The sequence below is a fragment of the Sphaerotilus natans genome (genome assembly GCF_900156335.1).
GTDB lineage: Bacteria > Pseudomonadota > Gammaproteobacteria > Burkholderiales > Burkholderiaceae_C > Sphaerotilus > Sphaerotilus natans.
The window spans coordinates 122,851-139,159 of record NZ_FTMZ01000010.1 but is presented as its reverse complement, the minus strand read 5'-3'; the positions used below and the strand labels follow the sequence as shown (position 1 = coordinate 139,159).

Annotated in this window: 16 protein-coding genes; 11 read left to right on the top strand and 5 right to left on the bottom strand. The window is 70.0% G+C overall.

Going from position 1 to position 16,309, the window contains the following annotated elements; all coding sequences use genetic code 11:
* The first annotated feature begins 106 nt into the window (after window positions 1-106).
* Genes BW996_RS10965 through BW996_RS10945 form a run of 5 tightly spaced genes read left to right on the top strand, consistent with a single transcriptional unit; the run spans window position 107 to window position 5,446 of the window.
* Complete coding sequence (locus BW996_RS10965; RefSeq protein WP_037479610.1) at window positions 107-1,552, top strand: S41 family peptidase; 1,446 nt, start codon at window positions 107-109, stop codon at window positions 1,550-1,552.
* A 13-nt stretch (window positions 1,553-1,565) separates the two neighbouring features.
* Window positions 1,566-2,327 (top strand): HesA/MoeB/ThiF family protein, encoded by a 762-nt coding sequence (locus tag BW996_RS10960; protein ID WP_037479608.1) that lies wholly within the window; start codon window positions 1,566-1,568, stop codon window positions 2,325-2,327.
* A 33-nt stretch (window positions 2,328-2,360) separates the two neighbouring features.
* The gene (locus BW996_RS10955) at window positions 2,361-3,266 is read left to right on the top strand and encodes an LOG family protein (RefSeq protein WP_037479628.1); all 906 of its coding nucleotides are present in this window, start codon (window positions 2,361-2,363) and stop codon (window positions 3,264-3,266) included.
* 8 nt (window positions 3,267-3,274) lie between these two features.
* Window positions 3,275-4,204, top strand: a complete 930-nt coding sequence (gene rocF, locus BW996_RS10950) for an arginase (RefSeq protein WP_037479626.1) — start codon at window positions 3,275-3,277, stop codon at window positions 4,202-4,204.
* Between the two features lie 33 nt (window positions 4,205-4,237).
* A complete protein-coding gene (locus BW996_RS10945) occupies window positions 4,238-5,446 on the top strand; it encodes a GNAT family N-acetyltransferase (RefSeq protein WP_051631687.1) in 1,209 nt (402 codons plus the stop codon).
* 10 nt (window positions 5,447-5,456) lie between these two features.
* On the opposite strand, the gene BW996_RS10940 is transcribed toward BW996_RS10945, so the two are convergent.
* The 4 genes from BW996_RS10940 to BW996_RS21300 all read right to left on the bottom strand — a co-directional run bounded on the left by BW996_RS10940 (window position 5,457) and on the right by BW996_RS21300 (window position 9,824).
* Window positions 5,457-6,545 (bottom strand): glycosyltransferase family 2 protein, encoded by a 1,089-nt coding sequence (locus tag BW996_RS10940; protein WP_037479605.1) that lies wholly within the window; start codon window positions 6,543-6,545, stop codon window positions 5,457-5,459.
* Window positions 6,546-6,698: 153 nt separating this feature from the next.
* Window positions 6,699-8,243 carry a lipopolysaccharide biosynthesis protein gene (locus BW996_RS10935; protein WP_037479604.1) on the bottom strand — a complete coding sequence of 515 codons (1,545 nt, stop codon included), beginning with the start codon at window positions 8,241-8,243 and terminating at the stop codon, window positions 6,699-6,701.
* Window positions 8,244-8,370: 127 nt separating this feature from the next.
* On the bottom strand, window positions 8,371-9,354 hold the full coding sequence (locus BW996_RS10930) for a polysaccharide deacetylase family protein (RefSeq protein ID WP_076458894.1): 984 nt from the start codon (window positions 9,352-9,354) through the stop codon (window positions 8,371-8,373).
* 44 nt (window positions 9,355-9,398) lie between these two features.
* A complete protein-coding gene (locus tag BW996_RS21300; protein WP_139330840.1) occupies window positions 9,399-9,824 on the bottom strand; it encodes a hypothetical protein in 426 nt (141 codons plus the stop codon).
* On the opposite strand from BW996_RS21300, the gene BW996_RS10925 reads away from it, so the two are divergent.
* From BW996_RS10925 to BW996_RS10915, 3 genes are all read left to right on the top strand, one after another.
* Window positions 9,823-10,404 carry a Spy/CpxP family protein refolding chaperone gene (locus BW996_RS10925; protein WP_037479602.1) on the top strand — a complete coding sequence of 194 codons (582 nt, stop codon included), beginning with the start codon at window positions 9,823-9,825 and terminating at the stop codon, window positions 10,402-10,404. The genes BW996_RS21300 and BW996_RS10925 overlap by 2 nt on opposite strands.
* Window positions 10,405-10,443: 39 nt before the next feature.
* A complete protein-coding gene (locus BW996_RS10920; protein ID WP_037479600.1) occupies window positions 10,444-11,160 on the top strand; it encodes a response regulator transcription factor in 717 nt (238 codons plus the stop codon).
* Window positions 11,161-11,243: 83 nt separating this feature from the next.
* Window positions 11,244-12,677 carry a HAMP domain-containing sensor histidine kinase gene (locus BW996_RS10915; RefSeq protein WP_081838002.1) on the top strand — a complete coding sequence of 478 codons (1,434 nt, stop codon included), beginning with the start codon at window positions 11,244-11,246 and terminating at the stop codon, window positions 12,675-12,677.
* Here BW996_RS10915 and BW996_RS10910 read toward each other — a convergent pair.
* Window positions 12,608-12,823, bottom strand: coding sequence for a hypothetical protein (locus BW996_RS10910; RefSeq protein WP_037479599.1), 216 nt, complete (start codon window positions 12,821-12,823; stop codon window positions 12,608-12,610). The two genes, BW996_RS10915 and BW996_RS10910, sit on opposite strands and share 70 nt — an antisense overlap.
* A 338-nt stretch (window positions 12,824-13,161) precedes the next feature.
* Between BW996_RS10910 and BW996_RS10905 the strand changes: the two genes are divergently transcribed.
* From BW996_RS10905 to nusA, 3 genes are all read left to right on the top strand, one after another.
* Window positions 13,162-13,983 (top strand): transmembrane and coiled-coil domain protein, encoded by an 822-nt coding sequence (locus BW996_RS10905; RefSeq protein WP_217694722.1) that lies wholly within the window; start codon window positions 13,162-13,164, stop codon window positions 13,981-13,983.
* A gap of 225 nt (window positions 13,984-14,208) precedes the next feature.
* Window positions 14,209-14,778 (top strand): ribosome maturation factor RimP, encoded by a 570-nt coding sequence (rimP, locus tag BW996_RS10900; protein WP_037479597.1) that lies wholly within the window; start codon window positions 14,209-14,211, stop codon window positions 14,776-14,778.
* A complete protein-coding gene (nusA, locus tag BW996_RS10895) occupies window positions 14,775-16,259 on the top strand; it encodes a transcription termination factor NusA (protein WP_037479595.1) in 1,485 nt (494 codons plus the stop codon). Before rimP ends, nusA begins: the two co-directional genes overlap by 4 nt.
* Window positions 16,260-16,309 lie beyond the last annotated feature (50 nt).

Below are 16,309 nucleotides of genomic sequence, written 5' to 3'. Positions count from 1 at the left end.
GCATGTCGGGGGTGTCGGCCCCGTCCTATACTGGCCGCACGATATTGGATGCGCACCGGGACGGGTTTTTCCGCGGGCCCGCTGCGCGACGCGAAAGGTGTGCGAGATGGGAAGCAAGTTGAAGGTGGCGGGCTGGCTGGCGATCGGTGCGGTCGCAGGCGCCCTGACGACGATGCAGCTGCAGGCGACCGCGCGCAGCGCGATGTCGCCGCTGCCGCTGGAGGACATGCAGCAGCTCGCTGCGGTCTTCGATCTGGTCAAGCGCTCGTACGTCGAGCCGGTCGACGAGAAGAAGCTCATCCGCGACGCGATCGGCGGCATGGTCTCCGGGCTGGATCCGCACTCGGCCTACTTCGAGGGCCAGGCCTTCAAGGAATTCCGCGAGGGCATCAGCGGCAAGTTCACCGGCGTCGGCATCCAGATCGAGATGGACGAGGGCCTGGTCAAGGTGGTCTCGCCGATCGAGGGCTCGCCCGCCTTCCGCGCCGGCATGCAGACCGGCGACCTGATCACCCGCATCGACGACACGATGGTCAAGGGCCTGAACATGGACCAGGCCATCAAGCGCATGCGCGGCCCCAGCGGCACCAAGGTCGTGCTGACCGTGTTCCGCAAGAGCGAGAACCGCACCTTCCCGGTGACGATCGTGCGCGAGGAGATCAAGACCAAGAGCGTGCGCTCGAAGGTGGTCGAGCCCGGCTACGCCTGGATCCGCATCAACCAGTTCCAGGAGCCGACGCTGCGCGACTTCACCGAGCAGCTGCGCGAGATCTACCAGAAGGATCCGCAGCTCAAGGGCCTGGTGCTGGACCTGCGCAACGATCCCGGCGGCCTGCTCGACACCGCGGTCGGCGTCTCGGCGGTCTTCCTGCCCCGCGACGTGGTGGTGGTGTCGACCAACGGCCAGATCCCGGAGGCACGCAGCGTGCTGAAGGCCTCGCCGATGTTCTATTCCCGCGACGGCAATGACCTGCTCGCCGGGCTGCCGGCGGGCCTGAAGTCGGTGCCGGTGGTGGTGCTGGTCAACGAGGGCTCGGCCTCGGCCAGCGAGATCGTCGCCGGCGCTTTGCGCGACCACAAGCGCGCGGTCATCATGGGCTCGCAGACCTTCGGCAAGGGCTCGGTGCAGAGCGAGATCGCGCGCCTGCCGATGCCCAACACCTCGCTGAAGATCACCACCGCGCGCTACTACACGCCGTCGGGCCAGTCGATCCAGGCCAAGGGCATCGTGCCCGACGTGCTGGTCGACGAGACCGCCGAGGGCAGCCCGTTCGCGGCGCTGCGCATGCGCGAGGCCGATCTCGAGAAGCATCTGGGCGACGGCACCGGCGCGGCCGAGAAGAAGGACACCGCCCGCGAGAAGGCCCGCGAGGAGGCGCTGAAGAAGCTCGAGGAGGCGCGCGAGAACAAGGACAAGGCGCCTAAGCTGCCGGAATACGGCACGCCCGAGGACTTCCAGCTGCAGCAGGCGCTCAACCGCCTGAAGGGGCGTCCGGTGGTGGCCTCGAAGACGCAGACCGAGCGCAAGCCGGCCGAGCCGAAGGCGAACTGAGGCAGCACGCACGATGGACGACGACCAGCTGCTGCGCTACAGCCGCCACATCCTGCTCGACGAGATCGGCGTCGAGGGCCAGCAGCGCCTGCTCGATGCCCATGCGCTGGTGATCGGTGCCGGCGGTCTGGGCTCGCCGGCGCTGCTCTACCTGGCCAGCGCCGGCGTGGGCCGGATCACGGTGGTCGATCACGACACGGTGGACCGCACCAACCTGCAGCGCCAGATCGCGCACACCGAAGCCCGCGTCGGCATGCCCAAGGTCGAGTCGGCGGCGGCCGCGATCGCGCAGATCAACCCGGGCGTGGTGCTGCGCACCGTCGCGCAGCGTGCGGACGCCGCCCTGCTGGCCGAGCTGGTGGCTGCCGCCGACGTGGTGCTCGACTGCAGCGACAACTTTCCCACCCGCCAGGCGGTCAACGCCGCCTGCGTGGCGCAGCGTTGCCCGCTGGTGTCGGGCGCGGCGATCGGGCTGGACGGCCAGATCGCGGTCTGGGACGCGCGCACTGGCGATCTGCCGTGCTACGCCTGCCTGTTCCCGCCGACCGCCGAGGTGCCCGAGGTGCGCTGCGCCACGATGGGCGTGTTCGCGCCGCTGGTGGGCATCATCGGCACGATGCAGGCGGCCGAGGCGCTCAAGCTGCTGGCAGGCTTCGGCGAGCCGCTGGCCGGGCGGCTGCAGATGCTCGACGGCCGCCGCATGGAGTGGACCGAGATCCGGGTCGGGCGCGACGCGGCCTGCCCGGTCTGTTCTGTGGGTTCAGCACGGACCTGACACGGACCGGATCCGGCGGCTATGCTGTCGGACATGGAAAAAGCCCATCCCGAACTGACAGCACGCAACTTCCCGTCGGCCCAGGAGGAACTCCAGGCCGCGCAGCCGCCCTCGCTGTACGGCGGCCCGGAGAGCGCCTACCGGCTGGCCTTCGCCGACAGCGCCTTCCTGCTGCGCGAGGAGCTCCGGCCGGTGCGCATGCAGCTCGAGCTGCTCAAGCCCGAGCTGGTCCAGACCGAGCTCGGCATCGAGTCGACGATCGTGATCTTCGGCAGCGCGCGCATCCTGCCGCCGGAGACCGCCGCCGAGCGCCTGGCCGAGGCCGAGGCTGACGGCAACGAGGCCGCGGTCGCGCGTGCACGCCGCCAGGTCGACATGAGCCGCTACTACGACGAGGCGCGCCGCTTCGGCGCCCTCGTCACCCAGCGCTCGCGCACGCTGGAGACGCCGATCTATGTCGTCACCGGCGGCGGCCCCGGCATCATGGAGGCGGGCAACCGCGGCGCGCACGAGGTCGGCGGCAAGAGCATCGGCCTGAACATCGTGCTGCCGCACGAGCAGGCGCCCAACCCGTACATCACGCCGGAACTGTGCTTCCAGTTCCACTACTTCGCGCTGCGCAAGATGCACTTCGTGATGCGCTCGATCGCGCTGGTGTGCTTCCCCGGCGGCTTCGGCACGCTCGACGAGCTGTTCGAGACGATGACGCTGATCCAGACCGGCAAGAGCCGCCGTCGCCCGATCCTGCTGTTCGGACGCGAGTTCTGGACCCGCCTGATCGACTTCGACTGGCTGATCGAGACCGGCATGATCAGCCCGGGTGACGTGAACCTGTTCCGCTTCGTCGAGACCGCCGAGGAGGCCTGGGCGCATCTGTCGGCCCACTACGGCTTCGACCTGCCCGACACCACCACCGGCGCCTTCGCGGAGGACATGTGAGCATCGACATGAGCGGGCGCGAGGTCGCGCTGATCGGCGTGCCGACCGATGTGGGAGCCTCCGACCGGGGCGCGTCGATGGGACCGGAGGCCCTGCGGGTGGCGGGCCTGCGCGAGCGGCTCCAGGCCCATGGCCTGGTGGTGCATGACCGCGGCAACCTGTCCGGACCGGCCAACCCGTGGCTGCCGCCGGTCGAGGGCTACCGCCATCTGGCCGAGGTCGCCGAGTGGAACCGCAAGGCGCACGAGGCGGTGCATGCCGAACTGACCGCCGGGCGGCTGCCGATCATGCTCGGCGGCGACCACTGCCTGGGCATCGGCTCGATCAGCGCGGTGGCGCGCCACTGCCGCGAGACCGGCCGCAAGCTGCGGGTGCTGTGGCTCGACGCGCACGCCGACTTCAATACCTCGGCCATCACCCCGACCGGCAACATCCACGGCATGCCGGTGGCCTGCCTGTGCGGCTTCGGCCCGGCGGAGCTGACCGGCATCGGCGGCCAGGTGCCGGCGATCTCGCCGAAGTGGATCCGCCAGATCGGCATCCGCAGCGTCGACGCCGGCGAGAAGCGCTTCGTGCACGAGCACGACCTGGAAGTCTTCGACATGCGCTTCATCGACGAGATGGGCATGCGTCACGCGATGGAGCTGGCGCTGGCCACGCTCGACGAGCGCACGCACCTGCATGTCAGCTTCGATGTCGACTTCCTCGATCCGGACATCGCGCCGGGCGTCGGCACCACCGTGCCGGGCGGTCCGACCTACCGCGAGGCGCAGCTGTGCATGGAGATGATCGCCGACACCGGCCGGCTGGGCTCGCTCGACATCGTCGAGCTCAACCCGGCCTGCGACGTGCGCAACCGCACCGCGGCGCTGGCTGTCGACCTGGTCGAGAGTCTGTTCGGCAAGAGCACGCTGATGCGCAAGTCGTCGCGCGGATAAGGCGATGACATCCGGGACTGCGACAATCGGCGCATGAGCTCTCGCAGTCCTTCCGCCTCCGCCGCCTCTTCTTCTCTGCAGCTGTCCCTGGTCGCGCTGGATGATCCGGCCGACCGTGTCGCGCTGGCCACCCGCTGGCGTGCGCTCGAAGCCCGTGCCGAGGGCAGCTTCTTCACCCGCTGGGCCTGGATCGGCACCTGGCTGGCGCTGCTGCCTGACGCGGTCCGCCCGCGGCTGCTGCAGGCGCGGCGCGGCGAGCGCGATGTCGGCCTGGCGCTGGTGGTCGACGGGCCCGGCCGGCAGCGCTTCGGCCTGCCGTTCTGCCGCACCGCCTGGCTGCATGCGACCGGCCGGCCCGAGCTCGACATCCTGACGATCGAGCACAACGACGTCCTGATCGCCGCCGACGCCGCCGAGGGCGCCGAGGGCGCCGACGCGATCCGCGCAGCGATGCTGGCGCACTGGGCCGGGCGCCTGCGCGGCGTCACCGAGATCGTGCTGCCCGGCCTGGCCGGGCCGGGCTGGCCGGCCGGCTGCGAGGCGCGGCTGGCCTCGCGCCGGCTCGAGCGCGAGGACTGGGTGCGTCGCTCCTACGCGGTCGACCTGAAGGCGGTGCGTGCCGCCGGTGGCGACTTCCTGAAGCTGATCAGCGCGAACTCGCGTTCGCAGATCCGCCGCAGCATGAAGGAATACGGCCAGCTCGGCGCCCTCACGCTGACGCCGGCGGCCTCGACCGCGCAGGCGCTGGACTGGCTCGAGCGCCTGGCCGCGCTGCACCAGGCGCACTGGACCGGCCGCGGCCAGCCCGGCGCCTTCGCCAACGACTTCTTCTTCCGCTTCCACCGCACGCTGGTCGAGCACCACCACGACAGCGGCGCGATCCAGATGCTGCGGGTGGCGGTCGGCGAGCACGACCTGGGCTTCCTCTACAGCTTCATCCACCGCGGCCGGGTGTATTTCTACCAGTCGGGGCTGGAGTACGGCCTGATCGAGAAGCATGCGCGGCCCGGGCTGGTCGCGCATGTGCTGGCCGCGCAGCACAACGCCGCGCTCGGCCACGAGGTCTACGACTTCATGGCCGGCGAGTCGCGCTACAAGACCACGCTGGCCACGCTCGACGAGCAGATGACCTGGACGACGCTGCGCACCTCGGCGCTGCGCTTCGAGCTGGAGGCGGCGCTGCGCAGGCATCGCCAGCGCCGCGCCGGCACGGTCGAGCCGCAGGAGGCGCTGGCCGACTGAGGTCGACGGGTCAGCCCGCCGTGGCGATGCCACGCCGCTGGCGTGCCGCCAGCAGCATCCGGCGTGGCGTCAGCAGCTTGGCCAGCAGCCGCAGCGTGCGCATGTCCAGGCAGCCGAAGCGGGTGCTGCTGCGCAGCAGCATGCGCGCGGCCTCGAGCCGGTCGGTCTCGATCAGCGCATCGGCCGCGTCCAGGCAGAAGCCGCCGAGCTCGCGCAGGAACAGCGGCAGCTGGCGCAGGTAGAGCTCGGGATCGCGCTGGCAGATGCGCTCGGCCACCCGCAGCGTGTCGACGGTCGCGCGCACCCGGTGCCGCGGCGAGGACATCTGGCCGGCCGACAGGCGGTAGTCGATCAGCGCGCGCTCGACGAAGGCGACCTCGCCGCAGCGTGCCGCGCGCACGATCCAGTCCCAGTCGCACATCGAGCGCGCGTCGTCCTCGAAGCTGCCGGCCTGGTCGGCGCGCAGCAGCTCGCGGCGGAACATCAGCGTCGGCGGATGCATGAAGTTGCCGTGCGCCAGCTCCTCGTAGGCCGGGCCGTGGCAGACATGGAACTGCTCGCCCCAGGCGGTCTCGAGCGGCTCGCGGCGGCGCAGCAGCGAGCGGATGCCCTGGCGGGCCCGGCCGATGCGCGCGTAGTAGCGCGCCGCGTGGCCGGGACTCACCTTGCCGTCGCGGTCGTCGAAGGCATCGAAGTCGCCGGCGCACAGCACCACCTCGGGCAGCGCCTCCAGCACCCGAGCCTGCAGCGCCAGGCGGTCGGGCCGGCACAGGTCGTCGGCGTCGAGCAGCGCGATCCACTGCCCGCGAGCGGCCGCCACGCCGGTGGCGCGCGCTCGCGCCAGTCCGCCGTTGGGCTGCGACAGCACCCGCACCTGCGCGCCATGCTGCGCCAGCATCTGCGCGGTGCCGTCGGTCGAGCCGTCGTCGACGACGATGATTTCCAGGTGCGGCCAAGTCTGCGCGAACAGGCTCTCGAGCGTGGCCGGCAGGGTGTGGCGTGCGTTGTAGGCGGGAATGACGACGCTGATGAGTTCCGCCGGGTTCAGGTCTGAGTTCAGGGGCGAGTTCAGATCAGGTCCGGCCTGCGGTCCAGGCATTGTTGTGTCCGGTCGGGTCAATGGTTCACATGATTTCAGAGCAGGCGTGAAAAGGGAAGGTTTCCCATTTCGGGTTTGCTGAAAGCAACGGTAACGAATGTGTTTCGTGACCGCATGGCACCACCGATGTCGCCGTGTTGCCGTGATCCGGTCTCAGGTCGCCCGAGCCCAGGGCACCAGCAGCACGGCCAGGCGGCGCAGGGCGGGCACCCGCTGGCCGAGCTGGTCGAGCATGGCCACGTCATGCTGGTTCCAGGCCTTGAAGACCAGCGTCGACAGCAGATAGAGCACCACGTAGAGCAGTCCGGCCAGCAGCTGATGCAGCAGCGTCGGGGCCTCGCTGAGCGACAGCACGCCGAAGCACAGCGCCGCCGCGCTCAGGGCCGCGGCGCTCATGCGCATCAGCTCGCCCAGCGGCAGCGGCATGCGCAGCACCCACCAGACGCAGCCGAAGGTGAACAGGAAGACCGCCAGCGTCGAGGCCATGTGCGCGTAGATGGCGCCCTCCAGACCGTGGGTGGGCACCAGCCACAGGGCCATGCCCGCGCTGGTGACGACCGCGAAGAGGGCCTCGGCCGCACGCAGGCGCTGGTTGTCGGTGATCGTCAGCAGCGCGCCGAAGGCGGCGTAGGACAGCGTGACCCCGCGCACCAGCACCATCATCTGCAGCGCGAAGATGGCGGGTGCGTAGCTGCTGCCATAGGTCAGCTCGACGACCGGCCGGGCCCAGAAGTAGCCCACGCCGGTCAGCAGCAGGCCGAGAAAGTGGAAGTAGCGCACCGCGTCGCCACCGAGCCGGTGGATGCGTTCCTGGCCGCCGGCGCCATAGGCGTTAGCCAGCACCGGCATCAGCACCGTCATCAGCCCGGACGACAGCAGATCCACCCCGCCGCGTGCCAGCGTGGCGGCGATGGTGAAGAAGCCGACCGCCTCGGCGCCGACCAGGCGGTTGAGCAGATAGGTCTCGATCGCCTTGTTGCTGAAGGCGGCCACCAGCGTCGAGACCGTGGTCCAGGCCAGATGCGGCTTGACCCGGGCCAGCAGCTCGTCATCGATCTCGCGCGAGCCCTTGCGGATCTCGGCGCGGCGCAGCTGGCGCGCCGCCATCAGCGGATGCGCGATCGAGATCGCCAGGAACAGCAGCATGTAGCCGTCCAGCGGCATGCCCAGCAGCGCCATGATGCCGGCGCCGGCCAGGTTGATCAGGCTCAGCAGGCTGATCGAGCTGGCCTCGATGCCGAAGCGGCCGTAGCCCTTGGCCACCGAGATGCTGAACAGATACCAGGCCTTGGCGAAGGAGGCCAGCAGGGCGACTGCGGCGAACAGCGCCAGATGGCCTTCCCAGCCGGCCGGGCGCAGCGCCGGCAGCGCAGCCAGGAAGATGGCGCCCACCGCCAGCAGCGACCAGCCCTGCCAGCGCTGCAGCCGGCGGTGCACGTCCTGGGCGTCGACCAGGCTCTTGCGCCCGAGCGACTCCGAGACGAAGCGGATCGCCGAGGTGGTCAGGCCATGGTTCATCACCAGCACCAGCAGGCCCGAGAGCCACACCAGATAGGCGTAGCGACCGTAGTCGGCCGGCCCGAGGCCGCGCGCGATCAGCATGCTGGTCACCAGACCGGCCGCGTAGGTCACATAGGTCGAGCCGGTCGTCAGCAGCACTGAGCGCAGCACTGCCTTGGCACCGAACTGGTTGCTCATTCAGGGTCCTTGTCGAATCGTTCGGCCCGCGGCCGCCGTCGGCGGGGGTCCGGCGGGGCCCGGTCCGTCCGCGACGAACCTCGCGTGGATGGTAGCAAACGGGCGTTTCGGTCTGCGGTGCGGCGCCTCAGCGCGCGAACTGCGGATGGCGGTGGGTGGCCATGCGCATCATCCGGGCGACGAACTGGGCCGCGCTGCGCTCGCGCGGCATGAATCGCGGCAGCTGGTAGGGGTCGGCCTGGTCGGTGGCCACGCCGACGGCAGTCGATACCGCGCTGCTGTAGCCGGCCTCCTGCACCATCCTGGCGTGGACGGCCGCATAGTCGAGATCGGGCTTGCCGTTGGGGTAGGCGAAGCACAGCGGCTGGTGCCCGGTCAGCTCGGTGATGCGGTCGCGGTTGTCGGCGATCTCGCGCCGGGCCTGCTCCGGGTCGACCTTGGCCAGGATCGGATGGGTCACGGTGTGGCCGCCGATGTCCACCAGGCCGCTGTCGGACAGCGCCCGCACCTGGTGATCGTCCATCATCAGGTCGTTGGGCAGCTTGGCGCCAGCCTTGCGGCACAGCTCGGCACAGAAGTCGTGCCGGTGCTGCGGGTCGAGGTATTTCACCGCCCGCGTCAGGTCGCTGACCAGCGCGCGGCGCGAGGCGATGTCGGTGATCATGCGGGTGCCCAGGCCGACCTCGGACAGGTCGATCGCGCCGGGGGGCAGGCGGCGCACCGTCTCGACCACCGTGTCGTTGAACATGCAGCCACCGTTGAGGAAGCCGGTGGTGACGAAGACGGTGGCCGGCAGGCGGAACTCGCGCAGCAGCGGCAGGGCCAGATCGTGGTTGTCGCGGTAGCCGTCGTCGAAGGTGATGCAGGCCGCGCCGGCGGGCAGCCGGCCATCGCGCAGCATCTCGGCGGCCTCGTGCAGCCGCAGCACCTTGAAGGCGCCCGCGAGCGCGCGGAACTGCTCGGCCATCTGGCGGATGTCCGGCACGTCAGGCTGCAGAGGATCAGGCTCCTTCAGCACCCTGTGATACATGAGGATCGGCAGCAGGTTCGTGCCCGTCGGATAACGGGCCTGCACGAACCAGCGTGCGATCGGGCGGGCGATGGCGACCATGTTCAGAAGACTCCCAGCGTCTCCCCATGCCATTGAGGGGGACTTCATATTGTCCTGCCGTGCATCGACTGCGCGACAACCAGAGCCCGCGATCCGTCTCCCTTTTCATGGGGAAACTTCTTTTCCGGCAATGATGGAAACGAATTTTCCACGCCGGGCGCTGGTGTCGACAGATCTGTTACCTGCGGAATGCAAATCGGCGAAAAGTCCATCGCCCGATCGTGCCCGCCACAGAAGGAGGATGTCCCATCCTTGATGCCGGCCTGCATGTTAACGAGTGTGTAGCATGTCACATCTGAAAGTCTGTTTCCTGACGAAACGCTGTGGTTTCGCGGCCGCAATCGAGGCCCTTCGGCCGGGCGCGACATAAAACGAAACACGACGATACCGGGGCGAAAGGACGCCGAAGCGCGCGCCCGGCACGATGAGGCCGTGTTCGATGCAGTCTCATCAAGGAAGGAAATCATCATGAATCGCGTGTTCAAGCGTTCGCTGGCCGGTGTGGCCGCCCTGGCGCTGGTGGTCGGTCTGAGTGCCTGCGGCAGCGCCCCCTTCGGCGGCCGGGGCGGCCCCGAGGGCGAAGGCCCGCGCATGGGCATGAAGGACCGCCATGAGCACGGCCCGCGCAGCGAGGCCGACCACCAGAAGATGCGCGAGCGCATGGTCGAGCGCATCACCGCGCAGCTCGAGCTCGATGCGGTACAGAAGGGCCATCTGGTCCGGCTGATGGAGGTCATGCAGGCCCAGCGCATGGCGATGGCTGGCGGTGCGGCGCCAGGAGCGGCCGGTCGCGGCGGCCCGGGCGGGCCCGGCATGCTGCCGCAGCAGCAGATGCAGGAGCTGGTCAAGGGCGAGCGCTTCGATCGGGCCCGCGCCCAGACGCTGGTCGACGAGAAGACGCAGGCCGCGCGTGCCGCCGCGCCGCAGGTCATCGCCGCGATGGGCGACTTCTACGACAGCCTGAAGCCCGAGCAGCAGGCCAAGGTGCGCACCTTCCTGGAGCGCGGTCCGGGCCGTGGCTTCATGGGCGGCGGCCGTCACCACGGCTGAGCCATGCGCGCGGCGGGTGTCCGCGGCTAGGATCGGGTCATGCCTCGCCTGCTCCTGATCGATGACGATGAACATCTGGCCGCGCCGCTGGCCGCCTACCTGCGCCGCTTCGACCTGCAGCTGGAGGCCGAGGTCCGGCCCCAGGCGGGGCTGGAGCGGCTGCGCGCCGAGCCCTTCGACGCGCTGATCCTCGATGTGATGATGCCCGGCATGGACGGCTTCGAGCTGTGCCGGCGCCTGCGTCGCGACCCCGACGTCCGCCTCGCCGGCCTGCCGGTGCTGATGCTGACCGCGCGCGGCGAGGTCACCGACCGCATCATCGGCCTGGAGCTGGGCGCCGACGACTACCTGCCCAAGCCCTTCGAGCCGCGGGAGCTGGCGGCGCGGCTGCAGACCATCCTGCGCCGGCGGGCCGCACCGGTCGGGGCGGCCACGGCCGTGGCGACGCCGATGGCCGGGCGCCTGCGCTTCGATCGCATCGAGATCGACCTGGAGCGGCGCCAGGTCTGGCGCGACGGCCAGCCCGTCGAGCTGACCGGCACCGAGTTCACGCTGCTGGCGCTGCTGGCGGCCGAGCCGCAGCGCGTCTTCAGCCGCGACGAGATGCTCTCGCGCCTGCGCGGGCACGAGACCGAGATCCACACCCGCGCGATCGACATCCTGGTCAGCCGCATCCGTCGCAAGCTCGAGCCGCTCGACTGCATTCGCACCCTGCGCAACGCCGGTTACACCTTCGCGGCCGGAGCGCCGCAGTGAGGCGGCTGCCGGGCGTGCTGCGCCGGCTGGGCGGCCGGCTCGGGCCGCGCCTGCTGCTGCTGTTCGTGGCGCTGGCGCTGGCGATGACGGCGGTGTTCATGTCGGGCCTGCAGCGCGCGATCGGCGGGGGCTGGCGCGGCCTGGTGCGCCCGCTGGTCGCCGACTATGCCGACCGGCTGATGGCCGACCTGGGCTCGCCGCCGGACATCGCACGCGCGCAGGCGCTGGTGGCGCGCCTGCCGCTGTCGCTGCGCATCGACGGGCCGGTGGTGCAGTGGGACTCGCATCCGCATCTGCGCGGTCAGCCGGAGCGTCCCTGGCGCATGGGGCCGCCCCGGCATGCCTCCGATGTCGACCTGCATCGCCATCCGGGCGAGGCTCCGGTTTCGGACGGGCGCGGCCTGCGCTGGGTCGCCGATCCGGCGCTGGAGGACCGCGCCGACGCGGACGAGGGCAGCGAGCGCGGCTGGCTGCTGATCAGCCGGGTCACGCCGGACGGCCACCGCATCCGCTTCGGCCTGGGCGATGTGCCGTGGCGGGAGCGGCCGCGCTCGATCGGCTGGGTCACGCTGGCCGCGCTGCTGGGCCTGACGCTGCTGGCCTATCTGGTGATGCGCCAATGGCTGCGGCCGCTTGACGACATTCGCGCCGGCGCGGTGCGCTACGGCGAGGGCGAATTCGCCACGCCGATCCCGGTGCGCGATCGCGGCGAGCTGGGGCGGCTGGCTGTCCAGATCAACACCATGGCCGCCGCGCTGCACGGCATGCTCGAGGCCAAGCGCGCGCTGCTGCTGGCGATCAGCCATGAGCTGCGCTCGCCGCTGACCCGCGCGCGCCTGCATGCCGAGCTGGTCGAGGACGGTCCTTCGCGAGAGGCGCTGCTGCGCGACCTGGGCGAGATGCGCGAGCTGATCGCCGATCTGCTCGAGGGCGAGCGCCTGGCCGGCGGCCATGCCGCGCTGCAGCCGACGCCGACCGATCTGGCGCTGCTGGTCGAGCTGGCCGCGGTCGAGGCGGCCGAGGCGGCCGGAGCCCCCGAGCAGGCGCTGCGCTTCGATCTCGACGCGGTGTCCGGCGAGCTGGCGCTCGATGCGGCGCGCTGGCGGTTGCTGGTGCGCAATCTGGTCGGCAATGCGCTGCGGCACGGCAGCGCGCCGGTGGAGGTGCGACTGGCCCGCGTCCGCCCGGACGCCGATGAGACCGATGCGGCAGCGGGCGATCTGCTCGAGTTCGGCGTGCGCGACCATGGACCCGGCGTCGCGCCCGAGGTGCTGGCCCATCTGGGCGAGGCTTTCTATCGGCCGGACGCCGCGCGTGGCCGCGGGCAGGGCGGCGTCGGCCTGGGGCTGCACCTGTGCCGGCTGGTCGCCCGGGCGCATGGCGGCCGGCTGGAGCTGCGCCCGGCGCAGCCCGGCCTCGATGTCCGGGTCCGGGTGCCCTGGCCGGATCAGCCGGCGCGATCGGTGCTGGCGGATGCGCCGTCGTCGCGCCACTCCGACCCGGCCGGCAGCGCGTAGGCCGCCTCGTAGCCCAGGTCCATGCGGGCGCTGTCGGTCTCGCGTGGGCCGTCCTGATCGCGTGCGTCCTCGCTGCGCAGCAGGGTGTGAAGCCGGCGCCACAGCGGCAGCGAGCTGTCGGCGGCAGGGGTGTGCTTGTCGGCCATGTCGGGCTCCTTCCTTGTCGTCGTGGATCTTGTGATCCGGATTTCAGGCTCAGGTCCAGGCGCTGACTACCCCGTCGGGCAACAGGCGAATCAAGACGTGTCGTTGTCCCGCCTCGGGTTGCAGCTTCGAACGACCCTGGCGCAGGCTCGATGTGGCCGGGTGCGGCAGGGTTCCCGGCTTGGAGCGGGGTTGAGCGTGACAGGTTCCGCAAGAATGCTTGACCCGAGCTGAACAAGACCGCACGACCGCGTGCCCGACGGTTGCCGCTTGTGGGGGTCTGCGCGAATCTCGGGTCTGTGATAATTGGTAATTCGTGGAACCGATGCGAGACGACATGATGAATCTGCCTGCCTTCGCCTCCTCGATCCGGCTGGTCGGCCAGATGCTGCTGTGGGGCGGCTGGCTGGTGCCAGCGCTGCTGGCCTGGCAGCGCCTGCTCGACTATCTGAACGACGACCTGGCACGGCTGCATTTCACGCCCAGCTCGGCGCTGGTGCCGATGCCCGACATCAACGAGGCGGCCAACATCGCCGCGGCGCGGCAGTGGATGCTGGTGGCGGCGCTCTGGCTGGGTCTGGCGATCCTGTCGGCCTGCGTCGGCGCCTGGCGGGGGCGGGCGGGCCGGTCGGCATCGGCCGAGGGGCCGGTCGCGCCTGTCGGGCCTGCTGCGGGGGCGGTGGCGCTGCCGCCTGCGCTGGCGCAGCAGATGGATCTGCTGTCGCGGCAGGTGGAGGCCTGCCGCGAATCGCTGGCCGGCGAATACGCCCGGGTGCAGGCGATGGGTGCGGCCACCGACGACACCCAGCGCGATCGCTTCGCGCGACTCGAGCAGCGCCTGTCGGGGCTGGAGGGCCTGCTGCAGCGCAATGGCGAGCAGCTCGGGCATCAGCTCGGCGACCTGCGCGAGCGCATGGCGGCGGGCGGCTCGACCAACCAGTCCGACTTCGGTGATCTGGCCACCGGCCCGGTGCCGCTGCTGGCGGGGGCCGGATCGGCCGATGACCTGCGCCGGCTGCGCGATCTGGTGCTCAATCTCTCCGACCTGAAGGCGGACCTGCGCCTCGAGCAGCGCCAGCTGCGCCAGCGCCTGCGCGAGCTGCCCGATGCGGGTGGCGCTGCCGGCAGCCAGAGCCGCCCGCGCCCGCCCCGGGCCGCCTGAACGGTCCGCTCATGGTGGGTTGCCCGGGCGCCCCGGCTCGGGTATGATCAGGTTTTCGCTAGAACGCTGAATGGGCGGATCAGATCCAGCCCATTTTTTTTGCTTGAACCGCCGCAAGGCACCGGAAGGAGTGCGGCAGCCGGCTGGCGTGATGTCTGCGAAGAGGCCCGTTGCGGCCTTGATGCGGCATGACGCGGCTCTCAGGCTGCCGTTTGTACTGCATAGATGAACTGGCAGCAGGCTGTCGAACGAACGGTTACCGGCATGGGCTACGAACTCGTGGAATGCGAGCGTGGCCTGCGTGGGTTGCTGAGTGTGTCCATCGACCGGGTGCCGGGCACCGTCTATCCGACCGGTCCGGCCGACTTTGTCTTGGTCGAGGACTGCGAGCAGGTCACCCGTCAGCTCCAGCGCGTGCTGGAGGTCGAGGGCTGCGACTACGCTCGTCTGGAAGTGTCCTCGCCCGGGCTGGATCGGCCGCTGCGCAGGATGGCGGACTATGTGCGCTTCGAGGGCGCCGAGATCGACGTCACGCTGCGCCAGATCTTCCAGGGGCGCAAGAAATACCGCGGCATCCTCCGTCTGGCCGGGACAGGTCCGGACGCCTCGCTGGAGCTGATCTTCCGCGACGGCAAGGACAAGGACGAGCAGGTGCTGGGCTTCACTCTCGACGAGGTTCGCGAGGCCCGGCTGGTGCCGGTCGTGGACTTCAAGGGGCGGGCCCGCAAGGACAAGGATGCCGGCGCGGCAGCGGGTGAAGCGGCGGAACAGGAACCCGGAGGTCACGAAGAATGAACCGCGAACTGTTGATGCTGGTCGATGCGATCTCGCACGAGAAGAACGTCGATCGCGAAGTCGTGTTCGGCGCCGTCGAGTCGGCGCTGGCCTCGGCCACCAAGAAACTCTATGAGGGCGAGGTCGACATCCGTGTCGCCATCGACCGCGAGAACGGCGCCTACGAGACCTTCCGGCGCTGGCATGTCGTGCCGGACGAGGCCGGTCTGCAGCAGCCCGAGGCCGAGATCCTGCATTTCGAGGCCAAGGAACAGATCGACGACATCGAGGTCGGCGATTTCCTCGAGGAATCGGTCGAGTCGGTGCCGATCGGTCGCATCGGCGCGCAGGCGGCCAAGCAGGTGATCCTGCAGAAGATCCGCGACGCCGAGCGCGAGCAGCTGCTCAACGACTTCCTGTCGCGCGGCGACAAGATCTTCACCGGCACCGTCAAGCGCCTCGACAAGGGCGACCTGATCGTCGAGAGCGGTCGCGTCGAGGGCCGTCTGAAGCGCAGCGAGCTGATCCCGAAGGAAAACCTGCGCTCGGGCGACCGGGTGCGGGCGATGATGGTCGAGATCGACCCGACGCTGCGCGGTCCGCAGATCCTGCTGTCGCGCTCGGCCCCGTCCTTCATGATCGAGCTCTTCCGCCAGGAAGTGCCCGAGATCGAGCAGGGCCTGCTCGAGATCAAGAGCTGCGCCCGTGATGCGGGCAGCCGCGCCAAGATCGCCGTCGTGTCCTATGACAAGCGTGTCGATCCGATCGGCACCTGCGTCGGCGTTCGCGGCTCGCGCGTCAACGCGGTCACCAACGAGCTCGCCGGCGAGCGCGTCGACATCGTGCTGTGGTCGGAGGATCCGGCCCAGTTCGTCATCGGCGCGCTGGCCCCGGCCAACGTGCAGTCCATCGTCGTCGACGAGGAAAAGCACGCGATGGACGTGGTGGTCGACGAGGAGAACCTGGCCATCGCGATCGGTCGCGGCGGTCAGAACGTGCGTCTGGCCTCCGAGCTGACCGGCTGGCGCATCAACATCATGACCGCCGAGGAATCGGCGGCCAAGCAGGCCGAGGAAAGCGACGGCATCCGTCGCCTGTTCGTCGAGCGTCTGGATGTCGACGAGGAAGTCGCCGACATCCTGATCGCCGAGGGCTTCACCAGCCTCGAGGAAGTAGCCTATGTGCCGCTGCAGGAGATGCTGGAGATCGATGCCTTCGACGAGGACACGGTGCAGGAGCTGCGCTCCCGCGCGAAGAATGTCCTGCTGACGCTCGAGATCGCCAAGGAGGAGCGCGTCGAGGAGGTGTCGCAGGACCTGCGCGACATGGAAGGACTCAACGCCGAACTGATCGCGAGCCTGTCCGAGGGTGGCATCCACACCCGCGACGATCTCGCCGATCTTGCGGTCGACGAGCTGGTCGAGATGACCGGCGTCGACGAGGCCCGTGCGAAGGCGCTGATCATGAAGGCGCGCGAGCACTGGTTCGGCCCGGACGCCTGAGTCCGAGCCCCCGCGCCCCGAGACCCTTCCAGATCCTGACCGACACCGAC

Bases quoted from the DNA above. Each gene is read 5' to 3' on its own strand.
- BW996_RS10965 (WP_037479610.1), top strand. From the start codon at position 107: ATGGGAAGCAAGTTGAAGGTGGCGGGCTGGCTGGCGATCGGTGCGGTC.
- BW996_RS10960 (WP_037479608.1), top strand. From the start codon at position 1,566: ATGGACGACGACCAGCTGCTGCGCTACAGCCGCCACATCCTGCTCGAC.
- BW996_RS10955 (WP_037479628.1), top strand. From the start codon at position 2,361: ATGGAAAAAGCCCATCCCGAACTGACAGCACGCAACTTCCCGTCGGCC.
- rocF (WP_037479626.1), top strand. From the start codon at position 3,275: ATGAGCGGGCGCGAGGTCGCGCTGATCGGCGTGCCGACCGATGTGGGA.
- BW996_RS10945 (WP_051631687.1), top strand. From the start codon at position 4,238: ATGAGCTCTCGCAGTCCTTCCGCCTCCGCCGCCTCTTCTTCTCTGCAG.
- BW996_RS10940 (WP_037479605.1), bottom strand. From the start codon at position 6,545: ATGCCTGGACCGCAGGCCGGACCTGATCTGAACTCGCCCCTGAACTCA.
- BW996_RS10935 (WP_037479604.1), bottom strand. From the start codon at position 8,243: ATGAGCAACCAGTTCGGTGCCAAGGCAGTGCTGCGCTCAGTGCTGCTG.
- BW996_RS10930 (WP_076458894.1), bottom strand. From the start codon at position 9,354: ATGGTCGCCATCGCCCGCCCGATCGCACGCTGGTTCGTGCAGGCCCGT.
- BW996_RS10925 (WP_037479602.1), top strand. From the start codon at position 9,823: ATGAATCGCGTGTTCAAGCGTTCGCTGGCCGGTGTGGCCGCCCTGGCG.
- BW996_RS21300 (WP_139330840.1), bottom strand. From the start codon at position 9,824: ATGATGATTTCCTTCCTTGATGAGACTGCATCGAACACGGCCTCATCG.
- BW996_RS10920 (WP_037479600.1), top strand. From the start codon at position 10,444: ATGCCTCGCCTGCTCCTGATCGATGACGATGAACATCTGGCCGCGCCG.
- BW996_RS10915 (WP_081838002.1), top strand. From the start codon at position 11,244: ATGACGGCGGTGTTCATGTCGGGCCTGCAGCGCGCGATCGGCGGGGGC.
- BW996_RS10910 (WP_037479599.1), bottom strand. From the start codon at position 12,823: ATGGCCGACAAGCACACCCCTGCCGCCGACAGCTCGCTGCCGCTGTGG.
- BW996_RS10905 (WP_217694722.1), top strand. From the start codon at position 13,162: ATGAATCTGCCTGCCTTCGCCTCCTCGATCCGGCTGGTCGGCCAGATG.
- rimP (WP_037479597.1), top strand. From the start codon at position 14,209: ATGAACTGGCAGCAGGCTGTCGAACGAACGGTTACCGGCATGGGCTAC.
- nusA (WP_037479595.1), top strand. From the start codon at position 14,775: ATGAACCGCGAACTGTTGATGCTGGTCGATGCGATCTCGCACGAGAAG.